This is a genomic window from Aminobacter aganoensis, from assembly GCF_014206975.1.
GTDB lineage: Bacteria > Pseudomonadota > Alphaproteobacteria > Rhizobiales > Rhizobiaceae > Aminobacter > Aminobacter aganoensis.
The window spans coordinates 38,699-63,895 of the sequence record NZ_JACHOU010000002.1; the positions used below are offsets into that span (position 1 = coordinate 38,699).

A 25,197-nucleotide genomic window follows, 5' to 3' on the forward strand; every position below is an offset into this window, starting at 1 on the left:
CCCTGCAGCCGCTGGCGCGTTCAGATCTCGGAGACCGGATCGACGAGCAACGGCGCGCTGTGCAGGTAGCGCGTCGTCTTTCGCTTGGAGGCAATGTCGGTCCACACCCGCCCGACCTGCTCGGCCGACAGCCCCGCGGCACGGCCGACTTCTTCGACCGGCACGCCATTGTTGAGCCCATAGAGGCACAGGTCCATCCGGTCATAGGGCAAGGAGAAATAGAACTCCTCCTGCGTTTGCTGCAGCGAATAGGTGTCCGTCGTCGGCGGCCGCCGGCGGATTTCCTCGGGCACGCCGAGGTGCTCCGCAAGCTGGTAGACCTGCGACTTGTACAGATGCGCTATCGGCTTGACATCGGCCGCACCGTCGCCGTTCTTGACGAAGAAGCCCTGGTCATACTCCAGCCGGTTCGGCGTGCCGATCACGGCATAGTTGAGACGGTCGGCGTGGAAATACTCGACCTGCTTGCGCGTGCGTTGCTTCATGTTGGTGGACGCGACGATGCCGAGATAGACCTGCGGCGGCATGCGCAGCTTGGTCTGCTTGCCTTCGGGGTCCTGCACAACCAGCGAGGAGATGTTGTAGCCGTCATTGGTCAGCGCATTGGCAATCACGATCTTGCACGCCCAGCCGGATCCGTATTCGGGTACCAGTTGACGGATGAAGTCGTCGCGGCGCTCGTAGCAGCCCATGGCCTTGAGCGTCGGGCCGATGTTCTCGACGACTGCCGAAATGCCGAAAGTTTCGGCGACGAGACGTCCGAGGCGCAGGCTTTCGGGGTCGGAATCGTCCTCCGGCATGAACAGCGCAAAGACGTTCTTGGCGCCGACGGCTCGCACGGCAAGGGCGGCACTCACGCTCGAATCGACGCCGCCCGACAGGCCGAGCACGAGGCCGCGCCGGCGCAGCGTGCCGGTCAGCTGGGTGCGCAAGGCAGCAGCAATCCTCGCGGCCTCGGCCTCAGGATCGATCGCCAGCGTCGCAGCGCTGAAGCTTCCGGCTTGGACTACAGTCAGGTTCATCCCGTCGGCTCCATGGATTCGGCGGCCAGGCGCCGGCTCACCTTGCCGGTGTCGGTCCTTGGCAATTCGGATCGAAATTCGATAATTTTCGGAACCATGAAATCTTCGAGATGGCCCTGGCAGTGGCGCAGGATCTCGCGCTGGGTCAGCCCCGGGTCGGACAAGACGACAAGGGCCCCGATCGCATGGCCCAGGATCGGATCGGGCACGCCGATGACCACGGCCTCCGCGATACCGGGACAGGCGTGCAGCACGGCCTCGACCTCCTTGGGCGCGACCTTTTCGCCGCGCGTCTTGATGATGTCATCCTTGCGCCCGACGAAATACAGGAAACCTTCCGCATCGCACCTGAACAGGTCGCCGGTGTAGAGCAGCTTTTCCCAAGGATTCGTCCCCGGGCGCAGCATGCGGTTCGTTGCTTCCTCGTTTTCCCAATAGCCTTGCATGACATGCGGCCCACGGATCACCAGTTCGCCGGGTGTATCTGGCGGCACCGGATTTCCGTCGTCGTCGAGCACGAAGGCTTCCGTGTTGGGAATGGCGATGCCTACCGAGCCGGGACGCCGGTCGAGCTCAGCCGGCGGCAGATAGGTGCAGCGCTTGCACTCGGTCAGGCCGTACATCGAATAGAGGCGCACGCCCGTGAACAGCTCGCGCAGCCTGGCGATATGCGCCGGCGGCAAGGCGGCCGCGGTGTTGGTGACGTAGCGCAGGCTGGGCAGGAAGCCCGGCTTGATGTCGCGCATCTGCAGGATCAGCGCGGCCATCGTCGGGACCAGCGGAAAACCTGTTACATTCTCAGCGCGAATGACATCGAAGATGGCCTGCGGGAAGGAAAACGACTTCTCCAGCACCAGCGTGGCGCCAACCTTGACCGACATGATCAGCTGGTAGAGGCCGTAGTCAAAGGCCAGCGGCAGAACGTTGAGAATGATGTCGTCGGGCGTGTTCTCGACATAGGTGGTAATCGAGTTGGCGGCAGCCTCGATGTTGCGGTGGGTCATCATCACGCCCTTGGGTCGGCCCGTTGAGCCCGAGGTGTAGATGAGCATGGCAAGGTCGACATCGATGCCGCCATGATTGGCGAGTGCCATGTCGCTTGCGAGGCAATCGTTGAACGAGACCGTACCTTTCGGAGCAACGCCAGCCGTTGCGGTCGAGACCACCAGCAAATCCCTGTCGCCGCCGGCCAGTGCCTCGGTGACGACGGGCAACAGCCTGGCCTGGGTCAGCACGGCGCGCGCACGGCAGTTGCCAATGACAAAATCGAGCTTGTCGGCCTTGGTCGATGGGTTGACCGGGCTGAAGACCGCTCCTGCCTTGGCAATGGCGAAGACCGACACCGCAGCTTCCCAGCAATTGTCCATGAACACCAGCACCCGGTCGCCACGGCCAATGCCGAGATCGCCAAGCGCTCCAGCGAGCCGATCGGAAAGGCTGTCGAGCTGGGCGTAGGTGAGGCGTGCGTCGCGCGCAATCAAGGCCGTCTTGTCGCCCCGCAAGCGCGCGCTGTCGCGCAAGAATTGCTCCAGTCGCATTGCCCCTCTCCCGGCGCCGTCAGGCAGCGCCTGCCGCCTGCTCCGTGGGCTGTGCCTTGGCCATCTTGGTCTCGATGAAGGCCGTAATGCGGACCAGCGAGTCCAGATTGGCAGGAACGATGTCGGAGTCCGCCATCTCAAGCCCGAACTGGTCCTCGATGAAGGTAACCAGTTCAAGCACGCCGGTGGAATCGACCACGCCGCTTTCGATCAGCGAGACGTCATCGTCCAAAGCATAGGAGGTGTCCCCGAACAGGAAGTTTTCGATGATGAAGGCTTTGACGGTGTCCTTGATCTGCGGCGTCATGCTCTCTCCTATTGGCCCATCCTCAGGCAGCCACGGTGGCGCCCGACTTCGTCCCGGCAAACGACCGGTTCCATAACTGCGTCGACAGGATGCCCACGAAAGCGGCATTGTCGCGGAAACCGGCCACCGCCTTGTGCCGACATTTTTCCGTCAGCTTTCGTACCGTCGAAACATCAAAAAATCCCGAATCCGCAATCGCTTCCGGGCTCATCGCTTCGCGCATCCAGTCCTGCTCGCCGGTGCCGACGAAAGATTGCGAATCCGGAGCGCGATAAGGCTGCTTGACCCGCCTGCCGATCGACGCCGGCAAGAGATCCTTCGTCGCCTCGCGCAGGATGTGCTTTTCGACCAGCCCCTTGAGCTTCATCGTCGGCGGCAGCCGGCTGGCGAACTCCACCAGGCGATGATCAAGGAACGGAAAACGCCCCTCGATGCCGTGCGCCATCGCCATGCGGTCGCCCTGGCTCGACAGGATGTAGCCCGGCAGCAGGTAGCGGCTTTCGAGATATTGCGCCTGGTGCAGCGGGTGCCAACGGAAGAACCGCTCCGGCAGGGACGCGGCAAGTTCGGCGGCGGCATCGTATGAAGCAAGCTTGGCGCGCAGATCGGCGGAAAAGAAAAGCTTTGCCGCCGCGGTGTTGCGCATCCGCGGACGATGCGAATAGAGCGGATCGTCGAGGCTGTCCTTGCCCGCACCGAAGAACGCGGCGAGATAGGCGGCGGACTGCTTCTGCAGCCCGGGCAGATAGGGATAGAGCTTGCGGAAGATATGCGGCCTGCTTGCCGACCCAGGCTGGCGGTCGCAGAAGCGCCGTACCAGCGTCTCCTTGAAGATGTCGTAGCCAGCGAAGACCTCGTCGGCCCCCTCGCCCGTCAGCACCACCTTGATGCCCTTGGCGCGGACGAGGCCGGAAAGCTGGTAGAGTGGCGCCGGCGCCGTGCGGATGACCGGCCTTTCGGTGGCGTCGATCACCTTGGGGAAGACCGAGGCGATGTCGCCCGGACCGACATTCACCGCGCTATGATGCGACCCGATGGCCAGGGCCATTTCTTCCTGGAACTCGCTCTCGTCGTGCTCGGCACTGTCGAACGTTACCGAAAAGGTGCGCAGCCCGCCGGCCGCCATCGGTGCGGCGAGCGCCGAGACGATGGAGGAGTCCAAGCCGCCCGAGAGGTAGGAGCCGACCGTGACGTCGGCGCGCATGCGAATACGCGTCGCATCGGTCAGCAGCGCCCTGAGCTCCTCCGCGGCGCCGGTTTCGTCGCGCGGTTCGCGGCTCGCTTCGGCGTCGGGGAAATCGAGCCGCCAGTAGGGACGCGTGGCGAGCCCGCCCCTGTCGGCGATAATGATGTGCCCGGGCTCGAGTTCGAAGACGTTCTTGAACGCCGTGCGCGGGGCGATCGGCGCCCAGAGCGTGAAAATCTGGTCGAGTGCTACCTCGTCGAGCTCGGCCGCAAAGCCGGGAACCTGCAGCAGCGCCTTTACTTCGGAGGCAAAATACAAGGTGCCGCGCACCTCGGCGTAGAACAGCGGCCGCACGCCCATCCTGTCGCGAGCCAGGAACATGCGCTGGCGCGGCGCGTCCCAGATGGCGAAGGCGAAATCGCCGTTCATCACATCGACGCAATCGGGACCCATCTCCTCATAGAGATGCAGGATCACCTCGGTGTCGCTTCCGGTCCGGAACCGACGCCCTCGCGCCTTCAGCTCGTCGCGCAACTCGACATAGTTGAATATCTCGCCGTTGAAGGCGATGTGGAGGTCGCCCGAGGCGCTGGCCATCGGCTGCTGCCCGTCGCCAAGTCCGACAACCGACAAACGCGCGTGGCCGAGCCCCGCCCCGGATGAAACATACACCCCCTGCTCGTCCGGTCCCCGGTGCGCGATGCTGCTGGTCATCCGGCGCAGCAGCTTTTCAGCTGCAGCAGGCTCTACATCGCCAAGATACCCAACAAATCCACACATACGCCGAACCCTGATACGCTAGCGCGACGAGCGCACTGTCTAGCGCAGGTTGATCAAATCAGGAAAGCACACTTCGGCTCCCGAGACACATCACAAAGGCGATAGTCTTGGCTTTCCGGGCGCTCGACATCCCAGGTACGAAGCCTCACTATGTAAGCAATTGTATGAACAAGTCATGTTGATGGTCATCCTTGCCGGCGAATGCATTGATCAGTTGACGATCTTGGCACCAGCAGGTTGTGATGGACGTTGCGAAAGACTTGGCGAGGGCAACAATGCATATCGTTAAGGGCGACGGCGACAATATTCGCCTCCACCGCTTCATGGGAATAGAACTGGAGCTCGGACCCGACGTGCTGGTGCCGCGCGAGGAGACCGAGATCCTGGGCAATGCCGCGGTCGGCCTCCTTGGCGGATGCGCAGCCGGCGCGCGCGTGATCGACATGTGTTGCGGCTCGGGCAATCTGGGCCTGGCGGTCGCCACCAAGGTGCCAGGGGCGCAGGTGTGGAGCGCCGACCTGACAGACGCCACCGTGGCAGTGGCCCGAAGAAATGTGGACCGCCTCGGGCTGGGCGACCGTATGAGCGTTGCGCAAGGCGACCTGTTCGGTGCGTTCGACGGGCTGAACCTTGCCGGAACCGTGGATCTGGTCGTCTGCAATCCGCCCTACATCTCGTCTGCCCGTCTGGAGGGCGAACGCAGCGAACTGCTCGCATCCGAACCGCGCGAAGCCTTCGATGGCGGCCCCTACGGCCTGTCGATCCACCAACGGCTGATCCGCGACGCGGTGGCGTTTCTCAAGCCGGGAGGATGGCTGGCGTTCGAATTCGGCGAAGGCCAGGACCGCCAGGTCGCGGCCCTCGTCGCCAGGGCACGGGCCTACGCGCCGGTGGAATTCGCCACCGATGCTGCAAGGTTGCCGCGCGTGGCGATCGCCCGGAAGCTCGACCCGGCGTGACCGGAGTTCGAATTTCGAAACGCTTCCTAGATGTTTCCACCCTAAGCCATTGCTGTCGTGAAATGACCGAGGCTTCGCCCGATGCCTGAAATCCGTCCCTTGCGGGCCGACGATCTGCCTGTCGTGGCAGACATGTTCCAGCGCGTGCTGCGCAAGCGACGCAGCCCGGCGCCCGCGACGCTGGCCAGCTACCTCCAGCGCCTCTATCTCGATTCCACCGACGGCAGCGCCGGATCGCCGTCGCTCGTCCACGTCGCCGAGAACGGCCGGGTTTCCGGCTTCGTCGGGGTGACGTCGCTGCCGATGCGCTTTGGGGAAACCAGGCTGAACGCCTCGATCTGCGGCTCGCTGATGGTGGACGAGGACCAGCGCAACGATCTTTCCGGCGCCAGGCTTCTCAAGGCGTTCCTTGCCGGGCCTCAGGACATTTCGTTCAGCGAGACGGCGAGCGACGTCACCGCCAATATGTGGACGACACTGCGCGGCACGATCTTGCCCCAGCACAGCCTCGACTGGATCAAGGTCATCAAACCCGCGAGCTTTACCATCGCGGGAGCCAAGGTGCGCGTACCGATGGCCCGCTTTGCGGCTCCACTCGCCCGTGCCGCGGACGCCGGCTTGCGGCTCCGGCGCAGCGGCGAATTCTCGCGCTGGTTCGGCGCCCGCGATGCCGCGGCGACTCTCGGTCGCTACACGGTCGCGGACATCGACCAGGACGGCTTCGCCAGGCTGCTTGGCAATTTTACGTCAAGATTCGCGGTTCATCCCGAATGGAACGATGCCTTGCTGGCGCGCATCATGGCGGACGCCTCGGCCAAGCAGGACTTCGGCGCGCCGTTCCGATGCAGGGTGTCGAGCCGAACCGGTGCCGTCATCGGCGCCTTCATGTATTTTGGACGCGCCGGAGAAATCGGCCACGTCCTCCAGGTCCTGGCCCTGCCCGGCCAGGCCGGGGCAGTGATCGACTGCCTGATCGCGCATGCGGCGACAACGGGCCTCGCGGCGGTCAGGGGACGAACCCAGCCTGCATTGCTGGAAGCGATGCTCGGCCGGCAAATAATCTTCATCAACGTCAATTCGACGGTGGTGCACGCCCGCGATCCGGAACTCGTACGGCAGTTCCAGGCAGGAAACGGCTTTTTCAACGGGTTGGTGGGGGAGCATTGGAGCCGGATATTCGGCGACAGGTTCGACTGAGCGGCCGCCGGCTCAGAAGGCGTAGGAGAGAATGTCTCCGGCCTGGCTGCTCATCGGTCCGAAGCGACACGCGCCCCGCATCGATTTCGACACGCAAAACCGGTTGACCGCGCGCGTCGTGGTTCCGCTGAGCACGCCGTTTACCGGACCGTTGTAGAAACCGGCTTCCTTGAGCTGATGCTGGGCCAGGTAGATGTAGGCGTTGGGATGGGTGGTGCGCATCATGCGTATGAGCGATTGGCGCTGCTCCGCCGAAAGCTCTTGCATGCGCGCTGCGATCTGCTGGTAGCCTCCGCGCCCTGAGGGCTCGGCCGAGAACAACATTTCCTCGACAAGCCTGTCGCCCCGCGACAGCCAGGGCGAAACCCCAGCGAACAGCTGGCGCGCGCGCTTCGGATCGGCCCTGATGAAGGTCGTGCGTCCGTAGCGGCGGCCGTCGCGATAATAGCTGATCAGGTGGCGCGCGGCCGCGATGTTGCCGGCCTCGGCAGCCTGAACCAGAAGAGCGACCGCAGCCTTGGCGTCGCGCTTCGTACCCATGCCGTAGAGCATGGCATCGGCCAGCGGGACGACCGCGTCCAGCAGACCCATGGCATCGGCCTGGCGCAGCGCGGCAACGCCGTCGGCTGGCTTGCCGGCATTGCGCAGCAGGCTCTCCGAAAGTGCAGACCCGAGAATGAGCAAGCCGTAGGCATCGCCGGCCTCGGCCGCCTGGCGGTAATATCCGGCCGCGCGCCGTCCGTTGCTCTGCAGCAGCTTGCCTTCGCGGTAGAGGTCGCCGAGCCTGATCAGGCCCTGCGTCCAGCCGAGCGATGCGGCTTCGGCATATTCCCGCATTGCCGCCGATAGATCGGGCGGGCCGGCATCGCCCCGGGTCAACAGGTCGCCCATGACGACATGCGCCTCGCCCTCGCCGCTTTCCGTCGCTTTCCTTACCATGGCGCGACCGGCGGCGACGTCCTGCGCGGTGCCCTGTCCTCGCGCCGTCATGGCGCCAGCCCGGACCTCGCCTGCAACGCTGCCGCGCGCAGCAGCCTGGCGGTAGTAGTCGAGCGCCTTCGGCAGATTCACGGCAACCGTCATGCCGTCGCTGTAGAAATCGCCGAGCCGCACCAGTGCATCCGCATCCTCGAGATCGGCAGCCCGCTCGTAGGCTGCAACCGCGCCTTCGCCGTCGACCTTGCCCGATTGCGGTTCCCGCAGCAGGTCGCCCAGGGTGATCAGCGCCACGGCATTTCCGGCATCGGCGATCCGCCGAACGATACTGCGCCCTGCCTCCACGTCGCGTGGCGTACCAAGCCCATGCGCCGTCAGTTCGCCCAAACGCAAGGCAGCGTGGACGTTGCCGGCGGCACTTGCCTGCCTGTAGTAGGCGAGTGCTGTCGGGAAGTCGGCTGCCGGCACGCCCGACGTTTCACGGCTATAGATGTCGCCGAGCACCGAAAGCGCCTCGGCATCGCCTGTGTCGGCGATCGCCTTTATCGCGGCCAATCCGCCCTCGACGTCCTGGCGCGTGCCTTGCCCCCGAAACGTCAGTTCGGCGACACGCAGCTTGCCGAGTTGCTGCCCTGCCCTTGCCGCCGCCCGGTAGAATTCGAACGCCTTGGCAAAGTCCGGTTTGCCGGCGCGGCCACTGCCATAGAGATCGCCGAGCCTCAGTGCCGCATCGAGATGACCAAGGGCTGATGCCTTGGCATAGGCTGTCTCCGCTTCCTGGATATCGAGCGCGCCAACCTTGCTGTCGCTCATGAGGTCGCCCAGGGAAACGAGCGCGTGCAAATTGCCGCGATCGGCGAGCGAACGCACCAGCGCGCGCCCGGCCTCACTGTCCTTTTCGGCACCTTGGCCGCGCGCCAGCATTTCTCCGCTGCGCAGTATGCCTGTTTCATTCCCTGTCGCCGCGGCGCGGCGGAAGTAGTCGTAGGCGCGGGGCAGGTCGAGCGACAGCCCGCGGGTGCCGGGGCGGCTGTAGAGGTCACCCAGCAACGCAAGGGCAGCGCCGTCGCCAGAGGAAGCGATCTCTTCGATGGCGGCGAGGCCGGCATCGACATCGCTTTCGGTGCCTTCGCCAAGGACGCGCATTTCGCCGACGCGAAGCCTGGCAGTTGCACTGCCGGCCTCGGCAGCCTGACGATAGTAGTCGAATGCCCTGGAAGGATCGCGGCTGGTGTTTCCAGCGTCACTGTAGAGGTCGCCAAGGCGCAGCAGCGCGTCGGCGTTGACGATGCGGCCAGGTGTTGCGGCATCGCCGGCGCTTGCCGATGCGCCCGTCTCCGGCGCGGTCTGTGCCGACAACGCGGTGGCCGCCAACAAGGTCACGACCGAGGCCGACAACACCACATGACATAAACGCGACAACGCCAACTCCCCAGCCGCAACACCTGCGCTGTTCAGTAACGAACGCTTTCGCCCGGCGCCGTTGCCGTCGGGTTTTCTGCGTCGACTGCTTTCAGATAATACTCCGCCGCCTTCTTGCCGTCCGACGGCACACCCTTGCCGTCGCGATAAAGATCTCCGAGCCGGAGCAAGGCATCCGCCCGCCCCTGCCGGGCAGCACTCTCGTAGGCCGCCACAGCGGCCGGGCCATCGATGGCCCCAATGGCACCCGAAAGATGCAGGTCGCCGAGCACGACATAGGCATAGGGGTCGCCGGCCGCGCCAACCTGCCGGACGAGTTCGAGGCCCGCCGCGATGTTCTGGGGCGTACCTTCGCCGCGTGCGGTCATCTCGCCCTGGCGCAATCGGCCGGTCTCATCTCCGGCCAGCCCGGCCCTGCGGTAGAACTCGAATGCCTTGCCCGAATCGACTGGGATAGGTCCGCCCTGGCGATAGATGTCGCCGATGCGCACCAGCGCCTCAGGTCGGCCGAGGACCGCCGCCTTCTCATAGGCACGCACCGCCTCCGGCGCATCAAATGTCCCCGTCGAGCCGTCCGCCATCAGTGTTCCCAGCGACATCAGCGCGTCGCTGCTGCCGGCATCTGCCGCAGCCCGCACCAGCGCGAGGCCACTTGCCACGTTCTTGGCCGTGCCCTGGCCACGAACCATCATCTCGCCGGCGCGCACGCTGCCGATGACGCTGCCAGCATCGGACGACTTGCTGAAATAGCCGTAGGCCCGGGCCGGATCGGCCTGCAAGAGTCCGCCGATGCCACGCTGGTATAGCGCGCCAAGCAGGTTCAACGCATCGGCGTCTCCGTCTTTCGCGAGCGCATTCATCTGCGCGAGCCCCGACTCGACATCGCGGTTCGTGCCACGCCCGAGCAGGGTCATCTCGCCGGCGCGCAGTTTTCCCAAGACGTTGCCCGCCTGCGATGCCCTGGCGTAGTAGGAGAACGCCCTGGGCAATTCCGACGTGATCGAGCCGTTGCGGCTGTAAAGATCGCCAAGCCTGACAAGGGCATCGGAATGGCCGAGCGAAGCCGCCTTGTCATAAGAAGCAACAGCCGCAGCGAGATCGACGGGCGCCACAGTCGCATCGCTGAGCAGATCGCCAAGCGCGATGAGCGCGAAGGTATCGCCCTGGTCGGCAAGACCGGCCAGCATGGCGCGCCCCGCCTGATAGGACTGGCCGGTGCCGCGTCCTCGGGCCAGCATCTCGCCGGTTCGCAGGATACCAGTCTCGTCTCCGCTGTCGGCGGCGCGGCGGAAATAGCCGAACGCCTTGGCAAAATCGATCGAGATGACGCCGCCGTCCGAACGGCTGTAGAGCGAACCGAGAAGCACAAGCCCGGCAGGATTGCGGGTGCGGGCCACCACTTCCTCGATCATCGCGATCCCGGCGGTGACATCCTTCGCCACGCCCTGGCCGATGGCCGTCATTTCGCCGATCCGAAGCCTGGCGACATCGTAGCCGAGAGCGACAGCCTTTCGGTAGAAGTCGAACGCCTTGGCCGGATCCATTGCGACCATGCCCTGGCCGCCCGGCCTGTATAGATCGCCGAGCAGCACGAACGCCTCGGCGTTGCCGCCATCGGCAAGGGCGGTGATGACGGCCAGCCCCTTGCCGGTATCGCGTGTCACGCCCTGCCCGCGCGCCAGCATCTCGCCCACCCTCAGCCTGGCATCGTCGCTGCCGGCCTTGGCTGCCTGGTCATAGAAGAGGTAGGCACGCTTCGGGTCGGCGGCCACCACCCTGCCCTCGCGGTAGAGATCGCCAAGCCGCATCAGCGCTTCGGCACTGCCCATGGATGCGGCCTGCAGGTAGAGTTCGGTCGCGGCGAAGGGATCGGCCGTGGCGTCCCTGGCGATGCCGATCAGATCGGATGGCGCAATGATCGCGTAGACGGCATCGGGGCGGCCCGGATTGGCCATAACGCGATAAAAAGCGAGCGCCGCCTCGGCACCCTCGACCGTCGTCTTGCCGTCGCGATAGAGGTCGCCGAGCGCCATATAGGACGCAGCAAGCGCCTTGGTGAAGCCGTCGGGACGCGCCGACTGCTGGCTTTGCCCGACTGGCGGCCCGACTTCAGGAGACGTCGGAGCCTGCCCGTCGGGACTGGCTTCAGCCGCCATTCCCGACATCACAACGCTGGCGACAAACAACCAGCCGAAACGCATGGGCCCAAGCTCCCGACAGCGCGCAGGCTGCATTCAATGCAGCAACGCTAATATGAAACAATCATTGCACTTTCCCGGCAAGAACAATTTCGAGCGGCATGCCAGCCACGCCTGTTCGCGCAGGCCGGCAGCGCGATACGACACCCATGGCGGCACGCTTCTACCTGACCCATTCGCCCATCCTTATGCCTTCGCCGTCCGGAGCGAAGATACTGGCGTCGGGCGTCGCCCTCACCAGCCGAAACCGCGCCGAAGCCCGCAAGGCGCTTTCGATGTCATCAAGCGACCCTTTCGGCATGACGCCGAGGTCGTCGATGTATGCCTTCTGGCTTCGCGTGATGATGACGAACGACGTGCCCGGCGACCGGCCTCGCAACCAATGCGACAACTCCGCAGCAGGGTCGGCCAGCACGGCAGCGATGGACTGCTTGCTCTCTGCGGAGATCGGCACATAGGTGAAGTGCTCGTAGTTCATGAACTGCTCGGGGTAATTTGGCGCCCCCTCGACCAGGACAGAACCGACCGGCGCATGCGCATAAAGCCATTGCGAGGCCTGAACCTCGGCCTGGGTGAAGCTGTACTGCCTGTCCTTGCCATTGTTGGCGAGCACGAACGCCACCGACAATGCCGCACCCATCGTTGCCAGGGCATAGCGCGCGATCGCGTCACGCTGCGTCCCCGACCATGGAAAGAACAGGGCAGCGGCGAAGAAAGCGAGGAATGGCAGCGCAAACAGGTAGACACGGAAGGCGATCTCTCCGCCATAAGACGTCGCGACCAATAGGAAAGCAGGGGCAAGCGTCAACACGACCGCAGGCCCATCACGGTAGCCCGCTGCCAGCCGCCGCAATCCGCCGAACACGGCGGCGAGCGCAATGATGCCAGTCAGCGCGCGCGAGGCCCACGACACCACCACCTGTCCCGGGCTTACGATAGAGGTGTCGACGAGGCGCTCGCCGATCTCGGTGGAGGTGTCGCCGAAGCGCTGGACCAGTTCCGGCAAGACCGAGGCCATGTAGCCGTCGGCGTAAAACAGCAGCCATGCCGTTTCGACCAGCACGGCAAAGACCAGATATCCCAGGCTGAGCTGCCCGAGGAACCACAGGCCGCCGAGAGCCACCATGACCACCATCGGCGTCAAGGGATGGGTCGCCACGATGGCAAAGATCAGCACCATCGCCAGCACCGAGGCCATCACCCGCACGCGCGGCTGCTGCCCCAGCGTCATCAACGGCTGGCCACGCGAAACCAGGCCGAAATAGCGACCGCAGAGCCCGACGAGGCTGCGTCCGCCGGGATCGGCCCAGGATTGCTCCGCGCGAAGCGGACCGACGCACACGGCGATGAGCATCAAGTAGAAAAGGAATGCGACACCCTGCGGCGAGTAGTAGTCCTGACCGATCCAATTGCCGACGGCGAAGAGCCAGACAGCGCCCCAGACAAGCCTGGGGTCAGCGGTAAAGCGGCGGTAAATGAGTGGCAGCACGAGGATGTAGAGCAGATTGAGCACCGGCGGCGAGAACCGTGCGATGTTGGCGACCTGGAGCGGCTTGATGTCGAACAGATTGGCAATGGCGGCGCTGACGACGAACAGACCAGGCCAGTTGCTGTAGGCGGCAAGGAAGGGGGCCGTCGGATCGATCTGGCCATGCCGCTGCACGTAATCGACGACACCGACATGCTTCCATGCCCAGGCATAACGCAAGGTGTCGTAGACGATTGCGGGGGTGCCGTGGAGCAGCAGGACCAGCAGGGCGATCTGCAGTAGCGGAATTTGGGTCTCGCATACGCCACGTTTCAGGCTGAGTGCGAAGCCCGCGCCGACGGCTGCGTAGGCCGCCCATATCGTGGCCGGCAGAACCGAGAACAGGCCGTAGTCGTCCACGCCTGCAGTGTCCGTGAGGAAGAGGCTGGCTATCCAAAGCGCGAACCCCAGGCCGAGGCACGTCAGTGACAAGATGGCCGAACGATCGGAAAACCAGCCCGCCCTTGTAGCGGGTGGATGCTCGACTGCCGTAACGATGGCAGCAGGGATCACTTCGGTCGCCATCACATTCATATCGCGCCTCCATTGGAGGATACGATACGAAGGACGCGATCGACATTCGAAACTATCCAGAGCCGGCTGACTTCGCTGCGATTGCGATCCCTTGACCGCTCGCTGACCTGATGCAGCCAGACCAGACCAACCATTGCGCGGATCGCTTCGGTATCTCTGCTCCAGTGGCGATCGTCGTCAGCAGCGCCGGAAAGCCAGGTTCTTTCGTCCACATGCCAGGCCGGCTCCCAAAGAAGGTCGGCAACGACACCACCCAACGGTTCCGTCGAAGCGCTCATGCGCGCCGCGATCGCTAGGCCGCAACTGTCGAAACCGCCTGGCGCGTTCGATCGCGCATTGCCCCATTCAAGAATGCTCGCGAGCCTGACGCCGGCGCCGCCAGTCCTGGAAAACCGGAGATTGCGTAACTGCAGGTCGCCGTGGCACCAGCCGAGACGCTCGTCCCGCTCCAGCCAGTACCTGCGCTGCGCCGCCACAAACATTTCGAGCGCCTGCTTCCGCCGGGCCGGCGACATCAGCGAACCCTTCAGGTGCAGCAACTGGGCCGCGGGGCGCTCGACCCATTCCCGGAACCAGATTTCGTCGATGGCTTGCAAGGATGATGTCTGGTCGTGCAGCAGGGCCATGGCGCGGGCCGCTTCCGCGAGCCCGAACTGAAGGCGCATCGGGGTTTGCAACAATGCATTGCCATCCTCGCCCGCAACCATCGACTCCATGCATTCGACAATGCCGTCCGCACGCCGGACGGCCAGCAGAGAGGGCAGCAGCGGCAGCAGCCCTTCAAGTCGCGGGTCGGCGCGCAGCAGGTCGAGATTGTCGATCATCCGCTCGAGATAGGCGGCGGCGACGGGATCGCGCGCGCTGCGCAAAATGGCATGCGTATCGAAACCGTGTTCAGCGCGACCATCGTCAGCATGATCGCCAAGGTAAATGATTGCCGTTCCTTCCGGTCCCTGCCCGGATGACAGCGCCTGCCAGCGGAAAGCGTCCGGCGTGCCGGTCAAACCGAGCACCGGCACGAGATCGGTCTCGCCGGGCAGAACGGCCACATGGCGACGTCCCGACGGCAGCAACGGGCCCGCGAGCCGGCTCAGCGAGTGCGCCAAGGCCAAGCTCCAATCGTGCAGGCTGTGGCGTCGATTGCTGACAAGGGCGACGACGCCAATGCCGCATGTGACTACCAGCATGGCCAGCAGCCAGGCATGGGCCATACCGATCGGCCCCTGGAGGCGCACGAGAACGGCACCAGCGCCAAGCGCCAGCACCATCAGCGAAACCTCGACGGCAGCGACCGACCGCATCCAACCCTTGGTGCGGGCAATCGAGAGGTAGATCGACAGTACCGCGGAGACGACGCTGGTGATCGTGAAGACACGCAGGATGGAGGCACCTTCGGCGGCGTAGGCGGCGCCGAAGACCGACATCACCGGATGCGCGAACACCAGCATCAGCACCACGAGGCCGAGCAGCGGCAGCACCGACATGACGGCGGCATCGGCGGCGAGCGTGCGCAGCCTGCCGCTGTCGCTTGCGCCTTCGGCGAGCAGCGAAAGCCCCATCGAACTGCCGACATAGTAGAGGGAGGTGAAGATCGTCCACGCAACGAAGAAGCTGGCGCTCTCGGCAGCACCGACGAGGTTGAGCACAATCAGGGGGGTGGCAGTCCATGCCACCATCATCGACACCGAACCGATATAATCCCAGCCGAAGAAGCGGGCCATGGCGCGGCGGTCGAACAGCCGTGGATCCCCCGGTCCGGCCTTCGGCAACAGGTGCCTGAAGATCAGCAGGTTGACGGCAAGGACAAAGACCAAGACCGGCGCCGTCCAAGACAGCGCTATCGCTTCCCAACCGAGGCCGACGAGGGCAAGCGGCACCAGCATCGCAATCTTGACGACCTGATAGATCGTCTTGGAGACGGGAACCCATATCGACTGCCGCAGGCCCGAAAGCGCGCTGTCCTGCAGGGCAAAGACCGACCAGATGGCGACGGTCGCCACGAACCAGGCGATGACGCCGACGCTATCCGTCAGCACGTCGAGCTTCGGCATGAATGCGCCGACGACGAGCAGGAAGACTGCCGCCACGATGACCGAGGCAACCACCGATGTCGCATAGGCAAACAGAATCAGCCTGCCGGAGCGGTTCCCGATGGTCGGAACAAAACGGACGAGCAGATTGCCGAAATTAAGCTGGGCGGCATTGGAGAGGTTGACGATGGTCGCAGTGATCGCACCACCGAGACCGATCGCCTCCTGCGAGCAGTAGCGCGCCGCCAGAAACCAGAAGGCCAAGCCCAGTACGGCGCTTAGCCCGCTGTTGGCGATGAGGGCGTAGCCGTTGCGCAGCAGCGACGACGCCATCAATCCCGACGGCACAAGCGATTTCCAGTTCCACCCGCGCCTGCCTCTGCCCGGGATAGGTCCCGATCCAGAGTGCCGCAGGCTGGGCGGATGTGCGGTCATTGCCCGACGCGCCGCCAGACCCGGACATAGTCGACCAGGAACTCGGCCGGGAACTTCGTCCTGGCATTGGGCGAGCCCGGCCAATTCCCGCCCACCGCCAGGTTGATGAGGAGGTACATCGGCTCCTGGGAAATGCCTTCCTGGTTGGTGTAGCGCCACATCTCCTTGCCATCAAGGTACCAGATGACGGCGTCCTTTCGCCACTCCAGCCCATACACATGCCAGTTGTCGGCGAGGTCGACGGTCTTGGCATTCTTGCCGGCGCTCTTCCAGTTCTTCTGCTTGTCGAGATAGTGCAGGTGCATCTCGTAAGTGCTGGTCGCGTGGCCGAGCACTTCAAGAATGTCGATCTCAGGGCGCGGTTCCTGCGTCGACGGCAGCAGCCAGATGGCCGGCCACAGGCCCTTGCCGCGCGGCACCTTGGCCCGGATTTCGAAGTAGCCGTACTTCGTGGCAAAACGGTCGAGCTGTGCCCGCTCGAGGTAGTCGCGCCCCGTCGTCACCATGCCGGATGTGTAGTTGAAGATACGGCCCTCGTGGCCTGAAACGTTCTCAGGCCGTGCCGTCAGGCGCAGATGCCCACCGGCAACGCTGACATTGTCGGGCATGTACCACTGCAGTTCATTGTTGGCGAGGTTGGTGCAGCCGCCCTTGTCCCACCAGTAGCAGCGGGTCCATTTGCTGCGGTCTAGCCTCGGCCGGTTGAACTCCTCGGTGAAGATTCGTTCCCATTGCCCCTTGATGAGCGGCGGCTCGAGGTTTCGGGCCGAAGCGCCTTCAAGCGAAAACCACCAAACACACGCCAGCCCTACCAGCGCCGCACCCCAAGATCCCATAACCATGCACCAACCCAATAGGTCCGACTACATTGGCCCGCCGTAGTACATGCCAGCCTGAAGTTGCCTGCGTGGTTCCGCAAAACGGATCGCGCGCATTTGCCAACTGTGTCAGGCAGTCCGTCGCTTACGATCTGTTAACTAGGGCCGACCGGAGCACGGTTCGTCAAGCAATTTTACCTGTCGCGGTAAATGACAATGCCGTTACAGGGCACCAGGAAAGATCACCGAAACCGAAAACGATCACGTCAATTTGAGCAGACCAACTATCTCTACATACTCGTAATAGATCGAATGATTTACTTACATGCTGATTTTCAAGTCTATAATCCACACCGCAGCGAACAAATAATAAATTGTTGATCGAAAATCTCTATCAATTCAGATTATGGATGCTTCTTGAAAAACACGAAACTGTGAAAGTAAATCTCGCCTGCGCGCAATTGCAATTTTGCAAGACCAGCGACACCGGCCGGCAAAACGGGAGGGGTTCACGGACCCGACGGATTTCACGATGACCGAGAACCCGCTGGCAGCGGCAGTCGCGCGATCGCGCGGGTTCGTCGTCCAAAGCCCTGCGCCGCGCGAGGTCTGGCGGCGCCTGATGCTGCTCGATCACGAAGCCCTTCCGTATCAGTCGCCGGCTTGGCTCGACGCCCTTTGCGCACTCGGCAAGCACAAGGATGCAAGCCGCGCCTATCGCTTCGACAGTGGCCATCAATACATCCTGCCGATGGTCAGCCGCAGTGGGCTGCCCGATCGGCTGTCGGTCGCCGAGTCAATGCCCTATGCCTGGGGCCGCGGCGGGGTCATCTCTTCGGCACCACCCAGGATAGAACACCTGCGCGCCATTTTCGAGGACCTGGCCAGCCTGCCCTATCTCAGGGTTGCGGTCAGGCCGAACCCACGGCATGCACATCTGTGGTCGGCCGCAGCGCCGCCGTCCGTCACCGTCGTGCCGGGGCTTGCCCACGTGCTCGACCTGAAAGGCGGCTTCGAAGAAGTTTGGTCGAAACGTTTCAAGAAGACGACACGCACACGCGTTCGCAAGGCCGAGCGCACGAGCATCGTCGTCGAGCGCGATACGACCGGAAGGCTGGTGCCGGTGTTCCATCAATTGCTTCGCTCGTCCTTCAACCGATGGGCTGACAAGCAGCACGAGCCACGCCTGCTCGCAAACCTGCGCGGCGGCCGACGCGACCCGATGGCCAAGTTCAGCTCGATTGCCAGGCACTTCGGCGAGGCATGCCACGTCTGGATCGCGTGGGTGGACGGCAGGCCGGCAGCGGCCGCATTCGTGCTTCAATATGGAAACGTCAACGACGCCCGCGGCGCGATAGATCGGCAGGCACTCGGCACATCCGGCGCCAACGACCTGATCCAGAAACTGTCCATCGAGGAAGCCTGCCGCAGCGGATGCCGGTATTACCATTTCGGCGAGACCGGCGCCTCCGCCTCGCTGGCACACTACAAGCAGCGATTTGGCGCCACGCCACATCCGCATGCAGAATATTTCCTGGAGAAGCTGCCGATCACGGCTGCGGACGCACGCCTGCGCAGGGCCGCGAAGTGGATGATCGGCTTCAAGGACACCTGAAGACGGACATCATCCCGGCACTGCCAGCAACACCAGCCGCTGCGCTGCGAAAAAGAACGCCGCCGCGAGCACCACCATGGTCGCTGCCTCGAGCCACCATGGCCAGCGCGTGCGATCTGGTCGCAAGCTGGCAACCGACATCTGGCGAAAGGCCAGAACCGCGATGGCCGATGCCACGGCAATGAGACCATTGCGATAGCCGCCGGCAGCGTCGTCAACTCCCAACTGCTCCTCGCCAATCTCTGCCTTGAGCTGCAACTGGCCCTTGTCGTCAACGCCGTCGGCGCTCAGCACCCTTGCCGTCCTGATCGAGGGATGGGCGATCAGCGCCTCACGGAAACGGTCCAGCACCAGCGGATCATAGGCGTCGCCAGGCTTGAATGGCTGCAGGCGGACTAGTTCCGCTTCCTTGAGGCCGACAAGCCCGCTGTAGGTGACGGCACCAATGCTGGCCATGGCGCCAGGATCGACTGCGATGCGCGCCACCGCCAGCGGCCGGCCCGGCATCGGCTGCAATTCGCGGCCGGCAATGCGGACGAAAGGATACGACGCGCTGCGAATGCGCCAAAGTATCTCATCCTCCAGAATCGCAAGGACCTCGCCTTTTGCCGGCTTGCCGGCGGCGGTGGCCATCTGCCGGGCGATGTCGTCGCGGACCGCCTGGGCAAGGCTGCCAACACCATCGAGCTCGATAAGGCCGACACGATAGAGCGGGCCGGGTTGCGGCTTGAACACGACCTTTGACGGCAAAACTCCATCCGAAGGGCCAGAGACTGCGATGCGTGCCTCGCGATAGCCTTGGCCACGCATCATCTCTACCAGACGAAGCCGCTCGGCTTCGACGAGTGATTGCCAGGGCCCCGGCCGTTCGATACCGGCCCTCGACCGCTCCAGTTCCGGGGCGTTCAGGCTGGCTCGCAGCGCCCTGTCGAGGGCGGCATCGGAGGTCGGCTCAAGTGCGATGGAGGGAAAGTCGGCAGCAAAACCAACGCCCACCAGCCACGACAGAATTGCCCCAAAAGCCATCGTCAGGACAATGGCTGGCAAGAACCTTGCTCCTGGCATGTCTCTCGCTGTCACAGCTCATTCATACACCGCGCCTTGCCGGAGTGGGAATAGCCTTGGCCGGTTCCATCGCTCAGGGTCTCGCGACACGCGTCATCCCCATTCGCTGACGTGCGCCGAAGCGAACGTCTCACCTGCGCCACAGGAACGGCGCTGCGACAAAAGCCGAGCCCGACGGGAAGGAACTGTTAACCACTCGCTTCCTATTGCTCGGGGGTACGTTTCACCGGCGAGTCTTGAGTATGGCATCCACGCGTTATCCTCGAATCAATCCTTCCAACCCCGCCTCGCCCGACAGCTCCGAGCAGCCGGGAGGCGCCGGCCATTCCGGGCGGGTCGTCAACCTCTATGGCGACGAACAGACCTACATGAAGCCCGGTGGCAATCTACCGGCCGGCTCTCCGAAACCTGGCGGGGTGGAAAGCCCCACCTGGCAGGACTATTTCTTCCTCGCACCCAATGTGCGCTTCACCCGCACGCCCGACTACGAGGCGGCGAAACGTTCGCCACGCGACACCGAAGCCGATGTCGCAGGGATTGAAACCGCCGCACCCGTTGACTCCCAGGCATCTTCGACCGGCCAGCGGCCAGTGGCACCGGTGAACAATCGGGACACCGCGCAGCCAACGACAGGCAGCAGGGCGCATCCGTCGCCGGCCGGTCCGCTGCAGCGTGTCGTCGAAAAGGCACAGGTTCTGCGATCAGCCGCGCCGGCGACGGCCACGGCTACGACCGCAATGGCGCAGCGGCCAACGCCCCGGCAGACCGACGCGGCGACTGCCGGAACGAGCGGCCAAGAGACGCGCTGGTCGTATCTCTCCGACCACGCATTCTTCGAGTTCATGGCGCCATACGTGGTCGAAAGCACCAGGCTCGCCGTGCCTTCGGCACCTGTCCAGGCCCGCGTGGCGCCCGCCGTGACGGCACCAATTGCACCGGCTCCCGTTGCCGCAAGGCACGTCGATGAACGCCCGGCTCCGGCGATCGATGTCACCTCGCTGTTCCGCGTCATCGAGCGCCCTTCCAAGGCGCAATCCGCTGCCACATCGGCCTCTGCAGCACTTACACCCGTCGAGCCCAAGACTGCGATCGCCGAGGCAGCGCCGGCAAGAGCCTTGCAGGAATCTGCCATCGCGCCGCTGGTCGCAGCCAATGACGCCGTTCCGGCGCCGGCGGCCAAAAGCGTGGAAATCACCATGCCGGTTCCAGTGGCGCGGCCGGCCTCGCCCTTGCCTCCGATGGCTGCGCTCATTCACTCCCATGCGGGCGAGACGTACGAACTCCCCTCCGAGGAACTGCTGCAACTGCCGCCGGAAGGCCAGGGCTTCTACATGTCGCAGGAGCGGCTGGAGCAGAACGCCGACCTTCTGGAAAGCGTGCTCGAGGATTTCGGCGTGCGCGGCGAGATCATCCATGTCCGCCCGGGGCCTGTCGTCACACTCTACGAATTCGAGCCGGCGCCGGGCGTCAAGTCTTCCCGCGTCATCGGCCTCGCAGACGACATCGCGCGTTCGATGTCGGCGATTTCGGCACGCGTGGCCGTCATCCCCGGCCGCAACGTCATCGGCATCGAGCTGCCCAACGAAACGCGCGAAACCGTCTACTTCCGCGAACTGATCGAGTCCGGCGACTTCCGCAATACGAGCTGCAAACTCGCGCTGTGCCTGGGCAAGACCATTGGCGGCGAACCCGTCATCGCCGAGCTCGCCAAGATGCCCCACCTGCTCGTTGCCGGCACCACCGGCTCGGGCAAGTCCGTCGCGATCAACACCATGATCCTGTCGCTGCTCTACCGGCTGAAGCCGGAGGAATGCCGCCTCATCATGGTCGATCCCAAGATGCTGGAACTGTCGGTCTATGACGGCATCCCGCATCTCCTGACCCCTGTCGTCACCGACCCCAAGAAGGCTGTGACCGCGCTGAAATGGGCCGTGCGCGAAATGGAGGACCGCTATCGCAAAATGGCGCGCCTCGGCGTGCGCAACATCGACGGCTACAACCAGCGTGCCGCCGTTGCCCGCGACAAGGGCGAGACGGTGGTGATGCAGGTGCAAACCGGCTTCGAGAAGGGCACCGGCGCGCCGCTGTTCGATGAGCAGGAGATCGACCTCGCGCCGATGCCCTACATCGTCGTCATCGTCGACGAGATGGCCGACCTGATGATGGTCGCCGGCAAGGAGATCGAGGGTGCCATCCAGCGGCTCGCACAGATGGCGCGCGCCGCCGGCATCCACCTGATCATGGCGACGCAGCGCCCGTCGGTCGACGTCATCACCGGCACCATCAAGGCCAACTTCCCGACCCGCATCTCGTTCCAGGTGACGTCGAAGATCGACAGCCGCACCATTCTGGGTGAACAGGGTGCCGAACAGCTGCTCGGCCAGGGCGACATGCTGCACATGGCCGGTGGCGGCCGCATCGCCCGTGTCCACGGCCCATTCGTCTCCGACGCCGAAGTCGAGCAGGTCGTCGCCCATCTCAAGTCGCAGGGACGGCCCGAATATCTCGAGACCGTCACGGCCGACGAAGAGGACGAGGCGCCTGAGGCCGACGAGAGCCCGGTCTTCGACAAGAGCAGCATGGGCGCCGAGGACGGCGACAACATCTACGACGAAGCGGTCAAGGTGGTGCTGCGCGACAAGAAGTGCTCGACCTCCTACATCCAGCGTCGCCTCGGCATCGGCTACAACCGCGCGGCCTCGCTGGTCGAGCGCATGGAAAAGGAAGGCATCGTCGGTGCACCCAACCATGTCGGCAAGCGCGAGATCATGCTCGGCCGTCGCGAGCCGGGAAACGGACCCGACGACATGGAGTGATGGCCGCCGGGTGAATCCCAGCGCAATGCTTCAAACCAGAAATGCCCAAGACGGTCCCCCGTCCTGGGCATTTTTGCTATGACCTCGTCAGCTAACTGCCAGATGGTCTACCCGGCGATGGCGCGGCTCTTGAGGATTGCCGAAAAGCGCGGATCGAACGCCCGGCTGATCGGCTCCGAAGCAGCCCCGAGCGCGATCGACCACGGATCGGTGATGCCCAACTGCAGGCGCGGCAAGGTTCGGTCCGGCCGGGCGGCGATCGACTGTAGCAGCGGATGCATGGCTTGCAGGATGAGGCGGGCGAGCGCCTCGGGGGCACCGCTGGTCAGGATAACAGTCTGCGGATCGAAAACCGTTTCGATGAGGTGGACGCTCCAGCGCAGGTCCTGGGCGGCGGCATTCACCCAAGCCAGCAATTCCGGGTCCCTGGCCATGGCGAGTGCATCGACACGTTCGTAGAGACCGGCATCGGAAGGATCGAGTTCCAGATGCTGATAGAGCGAGGCGAGCGAGGCCCGGTGCTCCAGGACCGTGCCGTCGGCGCCACGCGGCGACAGCAGCGCCATGCCGATCTCGCCGGCATTGCCGTTGCCGCCACGGTAGAGTTCGCCATTGAGGATGAGGCCGGCGCCGATACCGTATCCGACATAGAGACAAACGGCGTGGTCGACGCCATGTGCCGCACCCACCATGCGCTCTGCCGTGGCGCAGGCCGCAGCGTCGTTCTGCAGGCCGACCTCCAGCCCTGTGCCGGCGGCAAGCGTCTCGAGCAGCGGAAATTTCTGCCAGGCCGGCATCATCCATTTGTTGTCGCCGAACTCTTCCAGCCCGAATGGGCCGGGCATGGCAACGCCGAGGCCGACAAGGCGCTTTTCCGACTGCGCCGAGATGCGCGAAAGCTTCGCCCTGATGCCCTCGATCAGGCCGAGAATGACCCTGACACCGCCCGAGGGATCGTCGGGCGGCAGGTTCGCCTCCGAACGGACCAGGACGGTGCCGACGAGGTCGACGGCAACGGCGCGGGTCAGGTGCCGGTCGATCTGCAGGCCGATGGCAAACGCGCCTTCGGGCAGCAGCCGGTAGGGCGTAGATGGCTGGCCCCTGCCCTTTCTCACCGCCTCCAGCGGCACCACGAAACCGTCGCGCTCAAGCTCGTCGATGATGTTGGACACGGCCTGCTTGGTGAGTTGCGTCGCCCGAGCCAGGTCGGCACGCGACAGGGCGCCATTGAGCCGCAACGCGTCGATCATGACGCGGCGGTTGTGGGCGCTCGCGCCCTCCTGGTTGGTGCCGCTGGTGGCTCGGATGGGCCTGATATCGTTCACCGCTGTTTCCCCTCTTGACTCCAATAGATAATTGCAGAAGTAATAAGTCAAGTCAGTTGACTTAATAAGGAGCCGTGAGAGTTCCGGGGAATGAAGACGGCTGGAGCCGTCGCGCTTTTCGACTGTGACACCGCCTGGGAAAGAACGCCGAGACCTTCGCGCGATGCCTTTCCGAAGCGAGATGACGGCGCGTGGCGCCGGCATCGCAGGAATTGCCAACGTCAGATAATGGAGGATGCAATGTTGAAATCGTTTAGCAGGATGCTGCTTGGGGCGGCTCTCATTGGCGCGGCTTTCGTGCCCCAGGCTTTCGCCGAAACGTCAATCAATGCGCTGTTCATGGCGCAGGCCGCCTACAGCGAGGCGGACGTGCGGGCCATGAGTGAAGCCTTCACCAAGGCCAATCCCGACATCAAGGTGAACCTCGAATTCGTGCCCTATGAAGGCTTGCACGACAAGACCGTGCTGGCCCAGGGTTCGGGCGGCTACGACGTGGTGCTGTTCGACGTCATCTGGCCCGCCGAATATGCCAGCAACAACGTGCTGGTCGACGTCTCCTCGCGCATCACCGACGACATGAAGAAGGGCGTGCTGCCGGGCGCCTGGACCACCGTCAACTATGACGGCAAGTCTTATGGGATGCCCTGGATTCTCGACACCAAGTATCTGTTCTACAACAAGGAAATCCTAGAGAAGGCGGGCATCCAGAATCCACCCAAGACCTGGGATGAACTGGCCGAACAGGCCAAGATCATCAAGGACAAGGGCCTGCTGGCAACACCGATCTCGTGGAGCTGGTCGCAGGCTGAAGCCGCGATCTGCGACTACACCACGCTGGTCAGCGCCTATGGCGGTGAATTCCTGAAGGACGGCAAGCCGGCGTTCCAGAGCGGCGGCGGGCTCGACGCGCTGAACTACATGGTGACCAGCTACACCTCCGGCCTGACCAACCCGAACTCCAAGGAGTTCCTCGAAGAGGACGTCCGCAAGGTCTTCCAGAACGGCGAAGCCGCCTTCGCACTCAACTGGACCTACATGTACAACATGGCCAACGACCCCAAGGACAGCAAGGTCGCGGGTAAGGTCGGCGTCGTTCCCGCCCCCGGCGTCGCAGGCAAGAGCGAGGTGTCGGCCGTCAACGGTTCGATGGGTCTCGGCATCACCACGGCCAGCAAGAACCCCGACGAGGCGTGGAAATTCATCACCTTCATGACCTCGCAGGCGACGCAGAACCAGTATGCCAAGCTGAGCCTGCCGATCTGGGCTTCGTCATACGAGGATCCGGCCGTCACCAAGGGACAGGAAGAGCTGATCGCCGCAGCCAAGATCGGCCTGGCCGCGATGTATCCGCGCCCGACGACGCCGAAGTACCAGGAGCTGTCGACGGCGCTGCAGCAGGCAATTCAGGAATCCCTGCTTGGTCAAGCCAAGCCGGAAGACGCGCTCAAGGGGGCTGCCGAAAACAGCGGCCTGTAAGCTTTACTGC

16 protein-coding genes are annotated in these 25,197 nt (G+C 64.0%); 5 read left to right on the forward strand and 11 right to left on the reverse strand.

Annotation, left to right across the window (positions count from 1 at the left end; translation table 11 throughout):
• Positions 1-20: 20 nt before the first annotated feature.
• From nadE to asnB, 4 genes are read right to left on the reverse strand one after another with little or no spacing between them, the layout of a single operon-like run.
• On the reverse strand, positions 21-1,022 hold the full coding sequence (gene nadE, locus GGR00_RS04175; RefSeq protein ID WP_055979120.1) for an NAD(+) synthase: 1,002 nt from the start codon (positions 1,020-1,022) through the stop codon (positions 21-23).
• Positions 1,019-2,560, reverse strand: a complete 1,542-nt coding sequence (locus GGR00_RS04180; RefSeq protein ID WP_055979117.1) for a class I adenylate-forming enzyme family protein — start codon at positions 2,558-2,560, stop codon at positions 1,019-1,021. Before GGR00_RS04180 ends, nadE begins: the two co-directional genes overlap by 4 nt.
• A gap of 19 nt (positions 2,561-2,579) precedes the next feature.
• Positions 2,580-2,867 (reverse strand): acyl carrier protein, encoded by a 288-nt coding sequence (locus GGR00_RS04185; protein WP_055979114.1) that lies wholly within the window; start codon positions 2,865-2,867, stop codon positions 2,580-2,582.
• 22 nt (positions 2,868-2,889) lie between these two features.
• Entirely contained in the window at positions 2,890-4,833 is a 1,944-nt protein-coding gene (asnB, locus tag GGR00_RS04190; protein ID WP_055979111.1) for an asparagine synthase (glutamine-hydrolyzing), read from the reverse strand.
• 275 nt (positions 4,834-5,108) lie between these two features.
• Between asnB and GGR00_RS04195 the strand changes: the two genes are divergently transcribed.
• Positions 5,109-5,792 carry a N5-glutamine methyltransferase family protein gene (locus GGR00_RS04195; RefSeq protein ID WP_246441277.1) on the forward strand — a complete coding sequence of 228 codons (684 nt, stop codon included), beginning with the start codon at positions 5,109-5,111 and terminating at the stop codon, positions 5,790-5,792.
• A gap of 81 nt (positions 5,793-5,873) precedes the next feature.
• On the forward strand, positions 5,874-6,989 hold the full coding sequence (locus tag GGR00_RS04200; RefSeq protein ID WP_184698157.1) for a GNAT family N-acetyltransferase: 1,116 nt from the start codon (positions 5,874-5,876) through the stop codon (positions 6,987-6,989).
• A 12-nt stretch (positions 6,990-7,001) separates the two neighbouring features.
• Here GGR00_RS04200 and GGR00_RS04205 read toward each other — a convergent pair whose 3' ends face one another.
• The 5 genes from GGR00_RS04205 to GGR00_RS04225 form a co-directional block, all read right to left on the reverse strand.
• On the reverse strand, positions 7,002-9,347 hold the full coding sequence (locus tag GGR00_RS04205; protein ID WP_156381330.1) for an SEL1-like repeat protein: 2,346 nt from the start codon (positions 9,345-9,347) through the stop codon (positions 7,002-7,004).
• A gap of 32 nt (positions 9,348-9,379) precedes the next feature.
• Positions 9,380-11,548 carry a tetratricopeptide repeat protein gene (locus tag GGR00_RS04210; protein ID WP_184698160.1) on the reverse strand — a complete coding sequence of 723 codons (2,169 nt, stop codon included), beginning with the start codon at positions 11,546-11,548 and terminating at the stop codon, positions 9,380-9,382.
• Between the two features lie 160 nt (positions 11,549-11,708).
• A complete protein-coding gene (locus GGR00_RS04215; protein ID WP_184698165.1) occupies positions 11,709-13,433 on the reverse strand; it encodes a hypothetical protein in 1,725 nt (574 codons plus the stop codon).
• A gap of 170 nt (positions 13,434-13,603) precedes the next feature.
• Complete coding sequence (locus GGR00_RS04220) at positions 13,604-16,156, reverse strand: phosphotransferase (RefSeq protein ID WP_184698169.1); 2,553 nt, start codon at positions 16,154-16,156, stop codon at positions 13,604-13,606.
• Positions 16,069-16,914 carry a glycoside hydrolase family 16 protein gene (locus GGR00_RS04225; RefSeq protein ID WP_082496672.1) on the reverse strand — a complete coding sequence of 282 codons (846 nt, stop codon included), beginning with the start codon at positions 16,912-16,914 and terminating at the stop codon, positions 16,069-16,071. The genes GGR00_RS04220 and GGR00_RS04225 overlap by 88 nt, the downstream gene beginning before the upstream one ends.
• Before the next feature lie 508 nt (positions 16,915-17,422).
• On the opposite strand from GGR00_RS04225, the gene GGR00_RS04230 reads away from it, so the two are divergent.
• Positions 17,423-18,505, forward strand: coding sequence for a GNAT family N-acetyltransferase (locus tag GGR00_RS04230; RefSeq protein WP_055979087.1), 1,083 nt, complete (start codon positions 17,423-17,425; stop codon positions 18,503-18,505).
• A 9-nt stretch (positions 18,506-18,514) separates the two neighbouring features.
• Here the strand turns inward: GGR00_RS04230 and GGR00_RS04235 are convergent, their stop codons facing one another.
• Positions 18,515-19,552 (reverse strand): BamA/TamA family outer membrane protein, encoded by a 1,038-nt coding sequence (locus GGR00_RS04235; protein ID WP_156381328.1) that lies wholly within the window; start codon positions 19,550-19,552, stop codon positions 18,515-18,517.
• Between the two features lie 260 nt (positions 19,553-19,812).
• Here GGR00_RS04235 and GGR00_RS04240 point away from each other — a divergent pair, with 260 nt between their 5' ends.
• Positions 19,813-22,386 (forward strand): DNA translocase FtsK, encoded by a 2,574-nt coding sequence (locus GGR00_RS04240; RefSeq protein ID WP_184698172.1) that lies wholly within the window; start codon positions 19,813-19,815, stop codon positions 22,384-22,386.
• Positions 22,387-22,493: 107 nt separating this feature from the next.
• Here GGR00_RS04240 and GGR00_RS04245 read toward each other — a convergent pair whose 3' ends face one another.
• The gene (locus tag GGR00_RS04245; protein WP_055979079.1) at positions 22,494-23,711 is read right to left on the reverse strand and encodes an ROK family transcriptional regulator; all 1,218 of its coding nucleotides are present in this window, start codon (positions 23,709-23,711) and stop codon (positions 22,494-22,496) included.
• Between the two features lie 240 nt (positions 23,712-23,951).
• On the opposite strand from GGR00_RS04245, the gene GGR00_RS04250 reads away from it, so the two are divergent.
• The gene (locus GGR00_RS04250) at positions 23,952-25,187 is read left to right on the forward strand and encodes an extracellular solute-binding protein (protein ID WP_055979293.1); all 1,236 of its coding nucleotides are present in this window, start codon (positions 23,952-23,954) and stop codon (positions 25,185-25,187) included.
• The last annotated feature ends 10 nt before the right edge of the window (positions 25,188-25,197 follow it).

Bases quoted from the DNA above. Each gene is read 5' to 3' on its own strand.
- GGR00_RS04180 (WP_055979117.1), bottom strand. From the start codon at position 2,560: ATGCGACTGGAGCAATTCTTGCGCGACAGCGCGCGCTTGCGGGGCGAC.
- nadE (WP_055979120.1), bottom strand. From the start codon at position 1,022: ATGAACCTGACTGTAGTCCAAGCCGGAAGCTTCAGCGCTGCGACGCTG.
- asnB (WP_055979111.1), bottom strand. From the start codon at position 4,833: ATGTGTGGATTTGTTGGGTATCTTGGCGATGTAGAGCCTGCTGCAGCT.
- GGR00_RS04195 (WP_246441277.1), top strand. From the start codon at position 5,109: ATGCATATCGTTAAGGGCGACGGCGACAATATTCGCCTCCACCGCTTC.
- GGR00_RS04225 (WP_082496672.1), bottom strand. From the start codon at position 16,914: ATGGTTATGGGATCTTGGGGTGCGGCGCTGGTAGGGCTGGCGTGTGTT.
- GGR00_RS04200 (WP_184698157.1), top strand. From the start codon at position 5,874: ATGCCTGAAATCCGTCCCTTGCGGGCCGACGATCTGCCTGTCGTGGCA.
- GGR00_RS04240 (WP_184698172.1), top strand. From the start codon at position 19,813: ATGGCATCCACGCGTTATCCTCGAATCAATCCTTCCAACCCCGCCTCG.
- GGR00_RS04185 (WP_055979114.1), bottom strand. From the start codon at position 2,867: ATGACGCCGCAGATCAAGGACACCGTCAAAGCCTTCATCATCGAAAAC.
- GGR00_RS04210 (WP_184698160.1), bottom strand. From the start codon at position 11,548: ATGCGTTTCGGCTGGTTGTTTGTCGCCAGCGTTGTGATGTCGGGAATG.
- GGR00_RS04230 (WP_055979087.1), top strand. From the start codon at position 17,423: ATGACCGAGAACCCGCTGGCAGCGGCAGTCGCGCGATCGCGCGGGTTC.
- GGR00_RS04250 (WP_055979293.1), top strand. From the start codon at position 23,952: ATGTTGAAATCGTTTAGCAGGATGCTGCTTGGGGCGGCTCTCATTGGC.